At 47.8% G+C, this 14,880-nt stretch carries 12 protein-coding genes; 4 read left to right on the top strand and 8 right to left on the bottom strand.

The annotated features are described in order from the left end of the window. Positions 1-49: 49 nt before the first annotated feature. On the top strand, positions 50-1,174 hold the full coding sequence (locus tag DXA36_RS02650) for an anaerobic sulfatase maturase (RefSeq protein WP_118676031.1): 1,125 nt from the start codon (positions 50-52) through the stop codon (positions 1,172-1,174). A 28-nt stretch (positions 1,175-1,202) separates the two neighbouring features. On the opposite strand, the gene DXA36_RS02645 is transcribed toward DXA36_RS02650, so the two are convergent. From DXA36_RS02645 to DXA36_RS02635, 3 genes are all read right to left on the bottom strand, one after another. Further along, entirely contained in the window at positions 1,203-1,961 is a 759-nt protein-coding gene (locus DXA36_RS02645; protein WP_118676030.1) for an ABC transporter ATP-binding protein, read from the bottom strand. Between the two features lie 36 nt (positions 1,962-1,997). Beyond that, the gene (locus tag DXA36_RS02640) at positions 1,998-4,316 is read right to left on the bottom strand and encodes an ABC transporter permease (RefSeq protein ID WP_118676029.1); all 2,319 of its coding nucleotides are present in this window, start codon (positions 4,314-4,316) and stop codon (positions 1,998-2,000) included. 83 nt (positions 4,317-4,399) lie between these two features. After that, positions 4,400-5,029, bottom strand: coding sequence for a TetR/AcrR family transcriptional regulator (locus DXA36_RS02635; protein WP_118676028.1), 630 nt, complete (start codon positions 5,027-5,029; stop codon positions 4,400-4,402). Between the two features lie 439 nt (positions 5,030-5,468). Here DXA36_RS02635 and DXA36_RS02630 point away from each other — a divergent pair, with 439 nt between their 5' ends. From DXA36_RS02630 to DXA36_RS02620, 3 genes are read left to right on the top strand one after another with little or no spacing between them, the layout of a single operon-like run. Further along, positions 5,469-5,762, top strand: a complete 294-nt coding sequence (locus DXA36_RS02630; protein ID WP_118676027.1) for a hypothetical protein — start codon at positions 5,469-5,471, stop codon at positions 5,760-5,762. Positions 5,763-5,795: 33 nt separating this feature from the next. Then, positions 5,796-6,236 (top strand): hypothetical protein, encoded by a 441-nt coding sequence (locus DXA36_RS02625; protein ID WP_118676026.1) that lies wholly within the window; start codon positions 5,796-5,798, stop codon positions 6,234-6,236. Further along, entirely contained in the window at positions 6,229-6,651 is a 423-nt protein-coding gene (locus tag DXA36_RS02620; protein WP_118676025.1) for a DUF3788 family protein, read from the top strand. Before DXA36_RS02625 ends, DXA36_RS02620 begins: the two co-directional genes overlap by 8 nt. A 67-nt stretch (positions 6,652-6,718) precedes the next feature. Here DXA36_RS02620 and DXA36_RS02615 read toward each other — a convergent pair whose 3' ends face one another. The 5 genes from DXA36_RS02615 to DXA36_RS02595 all read right to left on the bottom strand — a co-directional run bounded on the left by DXA36_RS02615 (position 6,719) and on the right by DXA36_RS02595 (position 14,878). Beyond that, the gene (locus tag DXA36_RS02615; protein WP_182478890.1) at positions 6,719-9,769 is read right to left on the bottom strand and encodes a fucose pyrophosphorylase domain-containing protein; all 3,051 of its coding nucleotides are present in this window, start codon (positions 9,767-9,769) and stop codon (positions 6,719-6,721) included. 337 nt (positions 9,770-10,106) lie between these two features. After that, entirely contained in the window at positions 10,107-10,553 is a 447-nt protein-coding gene (locus tag DXA36_RS02610) for a hypothetical protein (RefSeq protein WP_118676024.1), read from the bottom strand. 346 nt (positions 10,554-10,899) lie between these two features. Further along, the gene (locus DXA36_RS02605; protein ID WP_118676417.1) at positions 10,900-11,433 is read right to left on the bottom strand and encodes a shikimate kinase; all 534 of its coding nucleotides are present in this window, start codon (positions 11,431-11,433) and stop codon (positions 10,900-10,902) included. Between the two features lie 135 nt (positions 11,434-11,568). After that, the gene (locus tag DXA36_RS02600) at positions 11,569-12,930 is read right to left on the bottom strand and encodes a right-handed parallel beta-helix repeat-containing protein (RefSeq protein ID WP_182478889.1); all 1,362 of its coding nucleotides are present in this window, start codon (positions 12,928-12,930) and stop codon (positions 11,569-11,571) included. A gap of 70 nt (positions 12,931-13,000) precedes the next feature. After that, the gene (locus DXA36_RS02595; RefSeq protein WP_118676022.1) at positions 13,001-14,878 is read right to left on the bottom strand and encodes a hypothetical protein; all 1,878 of its coding nucleotides are present in this window, start codon (positions 14,876-14,878) and stop codon (positions 13,001-13,003) included. Positions 14,879-14,880 lie beyond the last annotated feature (2 nt).

Raw genomic sequence — 14,880 nt, 5'->3', positions numbered from 1 at the left:
TCCAATTTGTTATATTCTGAATTTATATACATTGAGAGGAGCTATTGCCATGCCAAAACAGCCTGCTGTTACTTTATTGATCAAACCTGCTTCCGGGAGCTGTAATCTCCGCTGCCGTTACTGTTTTTATGCGGATGAAATGAATAACCGCAGCGAAAGAACCTATGGGATGATGTCCGAAGAGACACTGGATATTCTGGTGGAAAAAACGCTGAACCAGGTGACCCGTATGGCAACCTTTGCTTTTCAGGGAGGGGAGCCTACCCTGGCCGGCCTGGATTTTTTCAGAACCCTTATAGAGATTGAAAAGAAACATAATCACAGAGGGGTCGAAATCCACAACAGCCTGCAGACCAACGGGATTGTCATCGATGAAGAGTGGGCACGTTTTCTTCATGACAACCGGTTTCTTGTGGGCTTATCGCTGGACGGCTACGAACAGCTGCACGATGAAAACCGCAAATTTCCTGATCAAACCGGAAGCTTTACGCGGGTCATGGAAACAGCCCGCCTTTTCCAGGAATACAAGGTGGAATTTAATATTCTCACGGTGGTGACGGCCCAGTCCGCCAGGCGGATCAAACGGATCTATCAGTTTTTCGGAGAACAGGGCTTCACCTACCAGCAGTATATACCCTGTATCGATCCTTTTGAAGAAAACAAGGGCAGCCTTACATATTCCCTAACGCCGGACCGATATGGGAAGTTCCTGAAGGATCTTTTTGATTATTGGTATACTGACTGGAAGGAAGGGCATCCGGTTTATAACCGCACTTTTGAAAACTGGGTCGGTATGCTGCATAACTATCCCCCGGAATCCTGCAATATGATGGGGATTTGTTCGGAGCAATGGGTGATAGAGGCTGACGGAAGTGTCTACCCCTGTGACTTTTATGTCCTGGATGATTGGAAGCTGGGAAATATCCGGGAAAACTCCTTTGAAGAAATGAATCAGGCCCGGGAAGGCCTGGATTTTGTCAATCTGTCCCGTCACGTTCCCGACAAATGTAAGGAATGCCGCTGGTATCCTCTGTGCCGGAACGGCTGCCGCCGGGACAGGACGCTTCTTCCCGACGGAAGGACTCCGGGGCTGAACAGCTATTGTGAAAGCTATCAGGACTTTTTCTCCTATGCCTATCCCAGACTTCTGGAAATGGCCAGGAGCATCCGCTGATAATACCGGTACGTCTGCCGGGAAGACTTCAAATTCCCAGCAGGTGCATTTTTTCCATCACTTTATTCATTTTAGCGGCCCGGCTGAGGCCTCCGGCTTTAGGCAGCTCCAATTCCCCCGCCACCCTGCCGTCCGACAAAAAGAGGACGCGCCGGGTACGTGCCGCTATTTTGGCATCGTGGGTTACCAGCATCACGGCGGTCCCCTGTTCATTAATTTCCGTAAAAAGATCCATGATTTCTTCCGACGCTTTGGAATTCAGCGCTCCGGTAGGTTCATCCCCAAAAACAATCTCCGGCCGGTTCATAAGAGCACGGCAGATTCCCGCACGCTGAAGCTGGCCTCCCGAAACCTGAGTAATTTTTCTTTTTTCCAGCCCGCTTATTCCTGTCCTTTCCATCAGCACCTTCGCCCTCTCCACTATTTCGCGGGTATTTTTCCGGCGATCCCGCAGGGATGGGAAAACGATATTATCCAGAATATTCAGGTTTTTCAAGAGGGAAGGCTGCTGGAATACAAACCCCATTTGTGTTCTGCGCAGGTCAGCAAGCTCTTTTTCCCGGAAAGAAGAAAGCTCTTTGCCGCAAAAGGCTATCGTTCCGCCGTCAACCCCATCCATACCGCTGCAGGCGTATAGCAGCGTGGACTTTCCCGAACCGGAAGGTCCCATAATAGAAAGGAATTCCCCTTCCTCTACCGATATGTTCACTTCATCCAATACTCTTCTTTTTTCCTGCCCCTGTCCAAACGTCTTTACCAGGCTTTTTCCGCTGATTATCTCTTTCATTCGCTTTTCCTTCTGTGCCAAACGGCATCCTTGCAACTATTCTTTTATGTTTTCACCGGTATCGATCTTATTCACGCCCTGTACGCCGGCCAAAACCCCTGCTGCTACCGAACAGACCATCCACAGCGGACAGGCCAGATAGGACGCAAGTGGATTGACACGGAACCGGAAGGAGACCGTTCCCAACGCGGAGAGAACTGCTCCCGCCAGCTTTTCCCCTGCCGTACCTGCAAAGAAGATGCCGATGAGGAGGCCTGTCAGCATCACGGCGGCCAGACGCCATATATATTGAAGCTTTATATCCCTATTGGTAAAACCGCCGGCCTTCATTACGGCAATGGCATATCTGTCTTTCGCGATCAGCAGCCTGACAAAAAGCAGGGTAATAAACGTTGTAATAATAATAGCGGCCGCAGCGGCTGCAGTTGCCGCCCGTTCTACCGACTGAAGTGTCTGTCCGTATGTCTGCGCCACATATTCCCGGATATCCGTAACCTTGGCAAACGGGAAAAGTGCCCGGTAATATAAAGACGCTTTTGCGGCCGGAACGGAACCGTCCAGCTTTGCATACACCACACTCCACATGGGTTCCGCGTCCATATCCGTGAAAACAGCCTTTGCCGTCTTTCCTCCATTCGTGATATCCGAATAGATTCCGCATACACTCAGGGTCATCTCTCCTGTCCCTGTGAACAGGGTCAGCGTACTGCCCACTTCTTTTCCCAGCTCCTTTGCCAGAAGTGCGGAAAGGGCAATCTGTTCCTGTGTCAAGGGTGCGCCGCCTTTCGCATAAGACACCGGAAAGGCATTGTGATCACCAAACTCAATTTTGATATTTTCTTCCTGACCTTCCGCATTCAGGATGGTAAATTTTTTCGTATGAAGCACCGTGTAATCTGTTACTGCATTCTCTTTTTCCAGCGCTTCCCCTATGCTTTGGGCCTTACCCGCACAGTCCTCTGTCTGCTGGATATCCATCCGCAGATCACAGTCCCCTATCCCCATATAAGAGGAAAAGCTTTTGTCCGCAATTGTGCTGTACAGATTCCGCGGGACAATCACAATAAATACCGTGAACACCAGCACTGCCAGAATCGTGGCATATATTTTTTTACGGGAAAAAACATCCAGAAGGCCATAGGCGGCATTAACTCCCACCAAACGGCTGAGTCCCGGAAAAATACGGCCGGCCGTCCTGCCCGTTTCCTCTTCAAAACCGAATCCTATCGCACGGGAAGCCGATATGCCGCGGAACCGGTTCAACACACGGCCTGTAAAAATAAGTATCGCAGCAAAAACTCCCGCCACTCCGCAAAAACCGGCGGCAAGAGAAAAGCCTTCCCTCCCTGCTTCCCCCATATTCTGCCGGATATTCACCAGCATCGGTTCACGCAAAAGCAAGGACAGGCCAAACCCGGCAAGGCAGCCGATTCCTCCCAATACCGCATATTTCATAAGATAAATCCGTTTCATATGGGAAATCCGGAAACCGATAGCTTTCATCACCCCAATATCCCGGTAATCCTCCTCTATCTGTGATAAAAGCGTAAAGCGTACACACAGCAGAGCAATGAGCACGGCCAGGATACTCACCAGCAGGAGCAGACCTATCATAATACCATCTGACATGGCATTGATCATTTTAATGAGGGAATATGTAATGGCAGGCCCATTTGCCGGAAGCCCTGCCGCTGTATATGCATGAGAAAACGCGTCTGCCGCAGAAGGGTCCGTTAACCTGAACTCAATCAGATATTCTTCCTTCCCCACGCCTTCCATTTTCTCATAATCATGCGGATTCACCAGGAACCGTTTGGAGGAGGACAACAGAGAATTCATCTGGGAATCCCGTAAAAAACCGGCTATACGCAGCGGAATACCACCGATTACGGCTGTATCTCCAATGCCAGCCATATTCTCCTGCCTGTAGCAGACAGGTACATACAGTTCCCCTTCCTGTGGCTGTATCCGCTTCCCTTCCAAGTCCATCAGGTAATCAAACTGTAGTCCCTGTATGGTAAAACCGTTATCCTGGGTGGTACCTGTAAGTGTATTCTCCCCCAGCCTTATCTTTCCGCCCTCCACATTAAGAAAAGGCAGTATTTGAAAGCTTTTCACATTTTCATTATCCGCAGCAAACTGTTCCAGAGCTTCCCGGTTGATTTCCCCGGTATGCATCTGCATAAAATGAGGAGTCTCTGCCCGCTCCATGAAAGCATCTACCGCACCCGCCAGATCGATGGCAAGAAGCGCCGCCAGCGAAACGAGAAGAGCGGCAGCCGCTATAAAAACTGTGGCGGCCAATGTGACGGCCCTGTTTTTCGCCAGATCATTATGTATCATTTTACCAATCATTATTGCTCCCATCTGCACAATTTGTACACGTATACGGTTGAAGCAGTACACATATCAGGAAAACATATGGTTTCCGCACTCCCCTATCTCAAGCCGAACATTTGCAGCATATATGGGGTCAGGCTGCCGCTCTCGGCTCCCAGAAGCCTTTCCGTATGAAAAATAAAAGCCCGGATACGCTGCTCCCTCACATCCTGTGAGGTATCCGCCGCATCATCAAACACCGTACCGCCATATAACAGCAGCATCTCCATACATTCCCGGGGATAAGGTGTTGCAAAAAGTCCTTCCTCTATCCCATCCCGGATTATCTCCGTGAGAATCGGCGTCACGCCTTCCAGCACAACCGTCTGGGTCTTTTGGTGCATCAGCGCGTTCTGAGGCTTGTGCATCTGTTCCTTCAACTCTTTTGCGCTGCCCTGACTCACATTCATGGCGCGGATCACTTTTATGATACGCACAGGGACTGAAATACTCTTATCTGCTGCAATTGCTCTGGCCGCGTTTATAATCTGTTCCTGATACCGTTTGATCAGGGCGTCCAGAATGTCCTCCTTGGACTTAAAATGATAATACAGTGTACCTCTGGCAATGCCTACCTTCTCCAGAATATCGTTGGTGCTGGTAGCATCAAAACCTTTTTGCCCGAAAAGTATGTCTGCCGCATCCAATATTTCATTTCTGCGTTCTTCCGCTTCCTTCACTATTCTCATGCTTTATTCCTTTCTTCCTGTACAGAGAAGGCCTTCTTTTTTGATCATTTATTTCTTGTGTGATGGCTATATATTATAGACCGACTGTCTGTCGGTATTTGAATAATAGCACATGGAGAATCGTTTGTAAAGTAAAAACTGCCCTCCTATGCTGCTCCGTCTGGCCTCCTATACTGCTCCGCCGCACCTTGCCCTAATCTGTTACCCTCAGGAGGCACAGGCAGACGCCCAAATTTAAAAATAATATGACATATGTTGTCAGCTTTATTATGTTATACTTAAACGAAAGTAACGGTTTATATCTCCGGCGGGATACAACGGTCATCGTCCGATGATATAAAGCAAATTCACTGAATTATTTTCCCGCTGCAACCGCCAAAGCCGCCTTTCAGGCGCATCTGTTTGGTTCATTATCCGCGGGGATAAAGGGGGACAGTTTATGTCTGATCACAACATAATCTATAATGGGGAATTCGGATTTTCTACTTTTGAACGATGTATCCGGGAAGAATTGGGAGAAGAATTCTGGCTGCGGCTTACGGATGGCCTGACGCTGCCGGTGATGGAAACGGAGCCCGGATGCCAATGCCGGAACATGTATCAGTTTATGGAACGGTTCCGTACGATGACCGATGAAAAAACAAGGAATGTTACATTATCCCGTGTACGCCACGGCCTTCACCCCGCACAAAGCGCATGGGCAAGGGATGTATTTCTTGAAACAGGAGACTAGGATCTCTTTCTTCAGAAGCATTATGAGAATGAAATGAATAACTTTATCCAATTGAATAAAAACGGCAAGGATTTTTATGGGGATCCTGTTACGGATGAGGTTCTAGCCTATATCAGGCAAAACCCCGATATGATATCCGGGATCAGAAAGGACAATAAGCTGTATCTGAAAGCTTTACCTGCCAGTATAGGTCCCTATCTGGAAGCCTGCGATTCCAAAATGAAACGTTACTATTCCTGCCACTGCCCTTTCGCTAAGGAATCCATCCTTACCGATACTCCGGTTTCTTCCACGCTGTGCAATTGCAGCCTCGGGCACATTAAAAATTTCTGGGAGGCCGTTTTTGACCGGGAACTGGAGGGGAAAGTCCTCTCATGCGCATTGGCCGGAGATTTGCAATGCCGCTATTCTCTACGGATACCGGACGATATTATGGAACAATACGTAAAAAAACAGGAGGAGCGTCATGTATGAACGAATGCTGACTAAACAGGAAATTCCTACTATGGAGGATTTAGTCAGACACTGTGGGATAAATGGAGAACTTTACCGTGAACTGAATGATTTCCTTGCAAAGGAATGGGACACACAGCAGCAAATCCGCTTCCCTTATGGAAACAGTTATGGATGGGGTGTCAAGCACAGCAGGAAAAACAAGCTTATCTGTGACATTTTTGCTGAGGATCAGGCATTTACCCTGATGCTGCGTATGGACAACCGGCAGTTCGAAGGCGTATATCAGGAACTGCTGCCTTATACCAGGGAAATTATAGACGGAAGATACCCCTGTGGTGACGGCGGATGGATTCACTATCGTATTTTGTGCCGCGAGCATCTGGAGGATGCCAAAAAAATGCTCATCTGGAAATGTAAAAAACAAGTAAGATAGGCCGGGGAGAATTAAAAACATAAAGCCGAGAGATGTTTTACCTCCCGGCTTTATGTTTAAACCCATTTCATACAAAAGTACTGTCCCAGACATCCACACCGCTCTCCTGAAATATTTCATGAAGCCTGCTTTTAAGCATATCTTTGGTAATTCCCTTTTTCAAAATCATCTGAAGGAAGCCGCCTCCTCCTGCTCCTGCGATAAATCTGGCATCTATCATATCCTCACAGGCCATGAAGATCTGTTCAATACAGGTATTGGTAGAGCCTGCATCCAGCTGTTTGGAAAGCTCCCAGTGCTGGTTCAGCAGTTCGGTAAAGCCATCCACATTATCCCTTTCCAGGGCAAATTTCATCAATACCGCCAGATTCTGCATTTTTTCCAGGGCATCTATGGATTCCGGACGCCCTCCCAGGTATCCGCCAACCACGTCACGCAGCAGATTGCGGGCAAGCCTGCGCTGACCGGTATAAACAAGGGCAAACCGTTCCTGCAGCTCTTCCTTTGTCTTTTGGGAAAGCTGTACCTTTTCTACTTTGATTTTCTGCCCGATGCCGGGCATGGTGGTAATGAACTTAATGCCCGCCGTCAGTCCGCCGACCTGGTCCTGCCATCCTCCCCCAGTGCTCATAATCTGTTCCATGTTCAGGACAATATCATATATCTCTTCTTCCGATGCTTCTCTGCCCAGGAATTCAAAAAGCCCTTTCACACAGGCCCCGGACAGGATGCTGCTGGTTCCCAGACCGGAACCCTGCGGAATTCCCACCACTCTTGTGGAGAGGCTGATTCCTCCCCCCAGGCGGCGGCAGATTTCTTCCAGATTTCCTCCCTGCAGCGGTATGATACCACAGGCGATCAGAGCAGCTTTATGCAGCGCAAAGGAATCATATGGATTATGGCAGTCCTGTATCTCCTCCACGGTTTCCACGCAGCCGGAAGCTCCGATATCCGTGCTGGCAAATTCCACATGAAGCCGTTCCAGGCGCTTTACCTGTATCTGAATAGGGTAGATACCATTCAGCTTCAGCGCAGCGTTGAGAACCGTTCCTCCTTTTTCATTGCAATGCGGAGGCGTATCGGTCCAGCCGCCGCCCCAATTCACGCGCACCGGAAGCTCTACGGATACCTCTCCTTTTGCAATGCGGTAATCCCGGCTGCAGGGCAGCTTTTCTGCCGCATTATCATAAATGGTTTTCTGAATGGTTTCAAAACACATAGCCTCCAGGGCATCATACCCCTTACCCTTAAAAGAAACACGTTTTTCCTTCATATATTGGGCCAGGGCATAATAGATACGGATCTTCAGCGAAAATACAGACTTTCCGGCATCCTCCAGAAGCATTTCATAGATATCCGTACTGATTCCATGGGCACCGAACACACGCAGCGCTTCTTTATAGTAGCTTCCGCCCTCAATCGCCCAGACAAATTTACTGGCTAAAATGCGGCTTTCCAGTTCATGCTGCCATCTGCTGATGGCAAGGACATCCGCTCCGTTAAAACTGGAATAAAGACTTTTCCGATCCGCCTTTTTCCATTCCTCCCGTTCTTCGAAAGCAGCTGTGCCGTCCGCCATCCGTTTTACCAGTAAGGAAAGTCTGATTGCCTCCTCCATAGTATCCGCTGCAGGATAAAGGGCGGCAAACCATAAATAGTGTTCCTGCGTATCCCATATTTCTTCCGGCTTCAGACCGTTGTTTTCCAGAAACGCCGGCAGGCTTGTGCCCAGGAAACCGGCATTTTTCTCCAGGGTCCCCTTGGGATTATCCGAAACACCATAAATCCGTACCACATACCTGCCGTCCAGAAGCCGCAGGCCGTGAAGCACCACCTGGTCAGGCACCGTAACATTTCTCAGTTTCACATTGGATATCACACTTCCCTGCCCAATCTGCGTTTCATCCAGAACATAACTGTCCTCCAGATACGCACCCGGCAAAATCCCGGCCCGCTTTCCCACATAACTATTGTGGGCTGCATACGGCGCATGATCCGGTGCCGTCGTGGACACTTGCTTTTTCCAGTCTAAAAATTCATAATCTTCCACGTCAGCCGTCACAAGCCTGCGAAGTTCCGCAGTTGTCCCAAAATGTATGAATTCCGCGGGGGACAGACACAGTAGCTTCATGGAAAAAGGGGAAAGAGCCTCCCAAATTTTCCGGCGGCAGGTCAGAAGCTGTTCATTAATGGTTCCTTCCGCCGCTTCCTCATAATACTGCTCCAGCGTGGAAGAACGGGCCAGCGGATACAAAAAGTCACCGTAAAAGCTGATCCGGGCATCCTCGTTCACGAATTCCCTGAATTTATCTTCATCCAACTGTCCATTTGTACTGATAAGCCCATACAATGCATGCAGAAGATCCGTATCCATAATCACCGCTCCGGTGTCCAGATCCACATTATCCTGACCGTTTACCGCACCCAGCTGACGCAGGCGTTCCTCACTTTGTTTGTGCAGAAATTGACCAACATAGTCATTGCCGTCATTCAGAAATACCCCATGATCCTTTCCGGTCAATACGTTCTCCTTCATAGAAATAGCGGCCGCACCATGATAATTGAAGTCAATCTGCAGCGGATTGAAAAGCAGGAGCACATCTCCCGACAAAACCAGCATCCCCTCCGGTATCCTGGAAGGAACCCCGGACATACCGATTACAAACTCATCAAACAGTGTGGACGCATACCCATTCGGCAGCTGCCTGGGCACCGGTGAAAAAAGCTTTCCGCAGGCGGAATACTGAGGAACCCTTTTGCTGTCTCCTCCTGAATGAATGACAAGAATCCTGCGGTTCTTAAACAGGTTTCCGGTATCTGTCTGCCGCTCTTTCTCTGCAATATATTTCAGGACATTAAAGGTGGCACCGCCCGAACCCACCCGCTTTCCCTCCGGATCGGGAAGCACTGCATACTGCGTCCCCGCAGGCAGAAGCCCCTGGGCCAGCCTGTAGTCTATCTGTTCCTGGTATGTACGAGCCTGCTCTTCATTGGATGCAGTAAGGATTATATAATCCCATTTGATAAAGCTGGGCTTTCGCAGACTGTTTTCATAGTCTTCCCAGGAATCCAGATAGGACTGTCTCAGGAAAAGGTTTTTCATTTTCTTGTAATTCAAAGGTTTGTCCCCCGTCAAATTATTATTTATTTCATTATATATAATTAAAATTCCTATTTACTATTTTATCCAGACCTGGAGAATAAATCAAGCAGGTTATCAAAAGCGGTGGCTGATAGTAGTAAATCACCCTGTAGAAGGAATTATCAGCTGTTTTGCTCTTCTTGCTATCATTTTGATTACAAGAATTTGTAAAGTTCATGTGGATTATGGATATACTCTCTGGCTAATAAGTCAATTACATGCTGAATAACTTCAGAACATAATTCATTTTCTTCTGAAAAAAGAGAATGTAAATTCCTTTTTTCAGAATTCACATTCTCTATAACCTTTGTTTTCAGGATGTTGTTACCATCTGTTCCTTTAATTTACGCATTTCATTCTCTAAAGTATTTACACGAATAAGAAGCATTTCCTTTTGATTCTCAACCACTAAAGCCTGATCCAGTTTCCTGCTCAAGTCCAGATGCCCTTCTGCTATAAGACGGATATTACGGTTGGTCTCATTTTCCAATGTCAGTTCCAGAGAGGTAATTCGATGTTTGGTATCCTGCATGTCCGATTTCAGTTGCTGAACATCTGTCTTAACGAACTTCATATCAGTTTTTAAAGACTGCACATCCGTTTTTAATGAACTTACATCTGTTTTTAATGACTGCACATCTGTTTTTAATGACTGCACATCTGTTTTTAATGACTGCACATCTGTTTTTAATGAACTTACATCTGTTTTTAATGACTGGGTAACAGCCAGTATTTCCTGAAGCAATTCATTGTCTGTCATCTCTTTTCATCACCTCCCGTACAAGCATTATAGCATAGTGAAATTACAAAGTCTATATTATTATTAAATTATAATGAACTTAATTGAATGTAATAACGTTTATTCGATTTCCCGGCCTGTCTCAATCAAATATCCCGCCGCAAGCAACGGGGTATCGAGCTTGTAGCGCTGCAGAGCACAATACACTAAAGTGTATGGGTATTTGGTCTATGTTCCGCTTTGGCCGGTGCTAAATATGTGCCACCGGCACATAGCCCCCCATCGCGGCAGTTGCCAAATAACTATGCCAGCAGGCTACTTGGCTCTTTGCTTGCGGGAATAAAATCTTTGGCCTTAAAAGCTGTATTTATGCCAAATTGAATGTCTTTATTATACGTCTTACAATTATTTCGGGGAGGTCATTCTTCATATCGAACTTGTTCTTTATATTGATATATGATTTTCCATACCATGAAATATCATCTTCAATATCAGCAATGTAATTTTCCTTGTGTGCATTTTTGTATTCATCATCTTTGTAAATAGTATCATTTTCATCGCTAAAAACAAGACGTTCAAAAATATGTTCTGCCGTGTCTGTCAACTCTATAGCGAGAACATTACGCATACGCAGATAATGATTAAAATTTTCCGGATAAGATATGGGAGAAATTGCAAACACTTTATCCTTCTCGTTTTTCATGATCTTATCTATCACTTTACCTCTTTTACGGTCACGGCTCTCAAGAGTACCAACATTCACAAAATCTTCCAAGGTAGTGTTATAATGCTTTTTTACTTCCTTATCAAGATCAAAAAAGTAATAACCAAGTGTTTCTGCCAGTAATTTTCCAATGGTCGTTTTGCCAACATTTGAGACACCAAACAATAAAATTGTCAATTTTCTTACCTTCCGTCTCTGATAAACGAGGAGATTTTTCTTAAGATTGAGAACTGTTGATAACTGCCTCCCTATCTCTAACATACCATGCTGTTTATCAGACTTTCCTTTTCTATTTACAGTTACTTTTTTCTTCTACAAATCATGAAGCTGATTCCAGTAGCTTTCGCATCCTGCCCTGGATGAGGGCTTCTTATCGATAAGGCCGGAAAGGGAAACAGGGATGTCTCCGGACGCTTCTTTGTCGTTTTCAGGGAAACCGGTCTTATCACTGTACCAGTTATTTTGGAAAGAGGATTTCTGCCAGCCGGCGGCGGGCTTATCCGCAAAGCAAAAAATATTATTCCGGAACTTATGGGATTCGCCTTCCTTGTGGCAGCAAATAAGCGGGCCTTCCTTACTGTTTAAAAACAGATTGCCGTAAAGGTGGGCAGGCAGTCCGTAATCATCCTGGATCAGACAGCGTTTATCATCGATGCTTATATTATAGCGAAGTATGGTTTTACCGCATTCCCGGTTCCTGTTAATTCCCATGCAGTCCAGCCAGAAACCGCCCTGGTTGTCATGGGTATAATTGTATTGAAAAACCGTGTCGCCTGCGGTACCCCAATCGGTGTCAAAAGCGGTTCCGTCATTTTCAAACAGACGGGTACCCCCAACCTCGTTGCGCTGAATCAGGGCATCGGAGGTGGCGCACACCCAAATGCCGGCAATCAGTCTGGTATCTTCCAAACTTCCCAAAGCCCCTGCATCAAGGCAGATATTTCCATCTATCAAGGGAGAGATGCAATTGGCTACGATAATACCGTCGCTTCCGGTTCTCTCGATCCGGTTTCCTCTCACCACCACATGGGTATGGTGGATGTCATTTATAAAATCCTCCTGCTGGTTTACGCGAATTCCGCTGGTAAGCACATCATGGACATAATTGTTGCTGATAATAATATTATGGAGATGGTTTTTATCCGAAGAACGGCCGGGCATGGTCACATATATCCCTGAATTCCAGTACATACTCTGATAAACGTCCCTTGCCCTTCTGTTTTCTCCGGTCACGCGGCTGATTTCGCAGCCTTCAATTACAAGATTCCCTGTGATGCCCTGCGGACTTCCACAAATACAGATTCCCTGGCGTACGCCCCGGTCTTCTGCCTGATTGGTCACTGCCAGTCCTTTGATCTCCCAGCAGCTGACACCTTCCAGCAGGATCGCCGCATAGCTGCCGTCTCCGTGGATTACCGGCGCTTCGCCTTCCCCGTAGCTTTCCACAACAATAGGCGCCCATACGCTTCCATTTCCTTTCGGCGCAAGCATGCCATGCCATTCGCCGCCTTTGCAGAAGCGGATTCGATCGCCCGGACAAAAAATCTGTTCATTCACCTTTTCCAGGCTCCTCCATGCTTTTTCCGGCGCAAATCCGGAATTGGTGTCTTCTCCTTTTAAGCTGTCAATATAAAAAACTCTTTCCTGGGATTCTTTGTTTCCATGTTCTGTCATAAATATTACACTCTCTTTCTTCCTTTCCTGATAACGGTTCAGTACCTTCACCGCTACATGCAAATTTTTCTCAGTTCCATAGTTCCGGAGCATCCTTCAGGAGCCGCAGTACTTCCATTCGGAAGGAACCAGGCCAGGCCACCAGCCACTGGGAAGCAATCCCAATGGAATCGGGCCCAAGGAAAGTGCCGGATTCGGCGGAATCGGAAGCTTCCGCTTTCTTTCCGTGTGTTCCCTGTCTGGTCACAGTATAGCTTTCGTCCTGGCTTCCTTTCGGCCTTTGTCTGCCGTCAATGAGCAACGTTCCGTCTGAAATGTGCTGGCAGCCGTTTCTCCAGATCGCTCTGGCTCTCTTAAACCAGCGTTCCTCCCCGGTTTCCTTCCACAGCTGATACAGCTGTGGTACATAACAGAGGGCAAAAGGATCAATCCCCTCATGGACGGTGGATACCAGCGTTCCGCCGAAGGAATCATAACCGGTCTGTCCCAGCAGACAGGACGGGCCGAAATGGCAGGTATGGGTATACTGCCATGTGGAAAGATACCATGCACTGTCCACGGCGGCTTCCAGCCACTTTTCTTCTCCGGTCAGCCGGTAAAGCTCCATGGAAGCCTTCAGAAGCGGAATCCCGGATTCTTTGTCAATGGAGAAAATATCCAGGGCTCCGGCAGTGGTAAAGCCATATGTTTTCAATTCTTCCAGATATACCTGTGTTCCTTTCACGGCCGACTCCAAATAGCAGGCCTTGCCTGACTGCCGGTATCCCTCCAGCAAGGGAAGCACCAGGAAAGCGCCTACTGTACCTTCCCGGATAGCCGCTCTTCCATCCTCGTGCCAGCATTTGGCAAACCGGCCTGCCTCATCCTGGACTCTGACAGCAAACTCACAGATCCCAAACGCGGCCCGGCGGTATTTTTCCCCGCTTTTTCCAAGCTTTTCGGAAAGCTGTGCCGCCTCAAAATAAGCCAGTCCTGCCGTTCCCAGATCACAGGCCTCCAGATATCTGTCCTGTCCCGGGTCGTAGTAGCTGGCGACCACGCCTGCCGGCAGCATAGCCTTCTCCAGCCAGCTGTCCAAAACCTGAAAGCCCATTTCTTCCGCCTCTTTATCTCCCGAATAAAGCGCCTCGCACAACAAGGCATTGGCAAGCATTCCATTCTGGCCGCACCAGCCTATTTCGTATTTATTCGCTTCCCGTTTTTTCCATCCGGATCCGTCCCAATATAAGCCGATGTTAAATCCGCAGAAACCGTCATCCTCCCGGGTAAAAAGCGTTTTTGCATAAGCGATACCATATTCCCAGACTTTTTGGGGAGCGAGCGGCAGCTTTCTTTCCCTGTCATTCAGTTTCCAGGCGGCATCCAGCGCAAGACGGTAACCGGACTTTGCTTTCCCGTTTTCTTCCAGGACAAGCCAGGCGGTAAAGGTATCCTTCGGCTCCATTGTTCCATGCCAGGCGTCCCCCAGCCGGTATAAATATAAGGCTTTCGGACTTTCTGTTTCCGGCCAGCAAAGCCGGTGAACCTCTTCGCCGTTTTCTTCGAATAGCTGACAGCTGCCGCCGCAGTTCTCTTCTCCAAACAAGGCGGTACTCACTAATCTGCCGTCAAGCTCCTTTTCCGAATAGGTCATAGCCGCTACGGATGCCCGGTGCCAGCCATACTGCCATGGCCTTCCATGGTAGCGGTCGGAGGTATATTCGCAGAAGGTCCCCCAGCCGTTTCCATTATAATTGACTCCAGGCACCATGGTAAAATCAGGTGAATATGCCGCGCGCACCTCCATTACCATATGATCCGCAGGGCTGCATCTGCGTTTCCAGCAGAATATGCCCGGATTGATTTCCTCAAAGCTGTCCTTACACCCTTCAATACCTGTAACTCTTGCCAGCTGTATCCCTTCACTGTAAAAACAGGTATCCAGTCCTTTTTTCTTCCATTGAATCATCG

Origin of the sequence: Eisenbergiella sp. OF01-20 (genome assembly GCF_003478085.1) — a bacterium.
Lineage (GTDB): Bacteria > Bacillota > Clostridia > Lachnospirales > Lachnospiraceae > Eisenbergiella.
The sequence above is the reverse complement of the archived record's forward strand: the minus strand, read 5'-3'. Positions and strand labels throughout refer to the sequence as shown.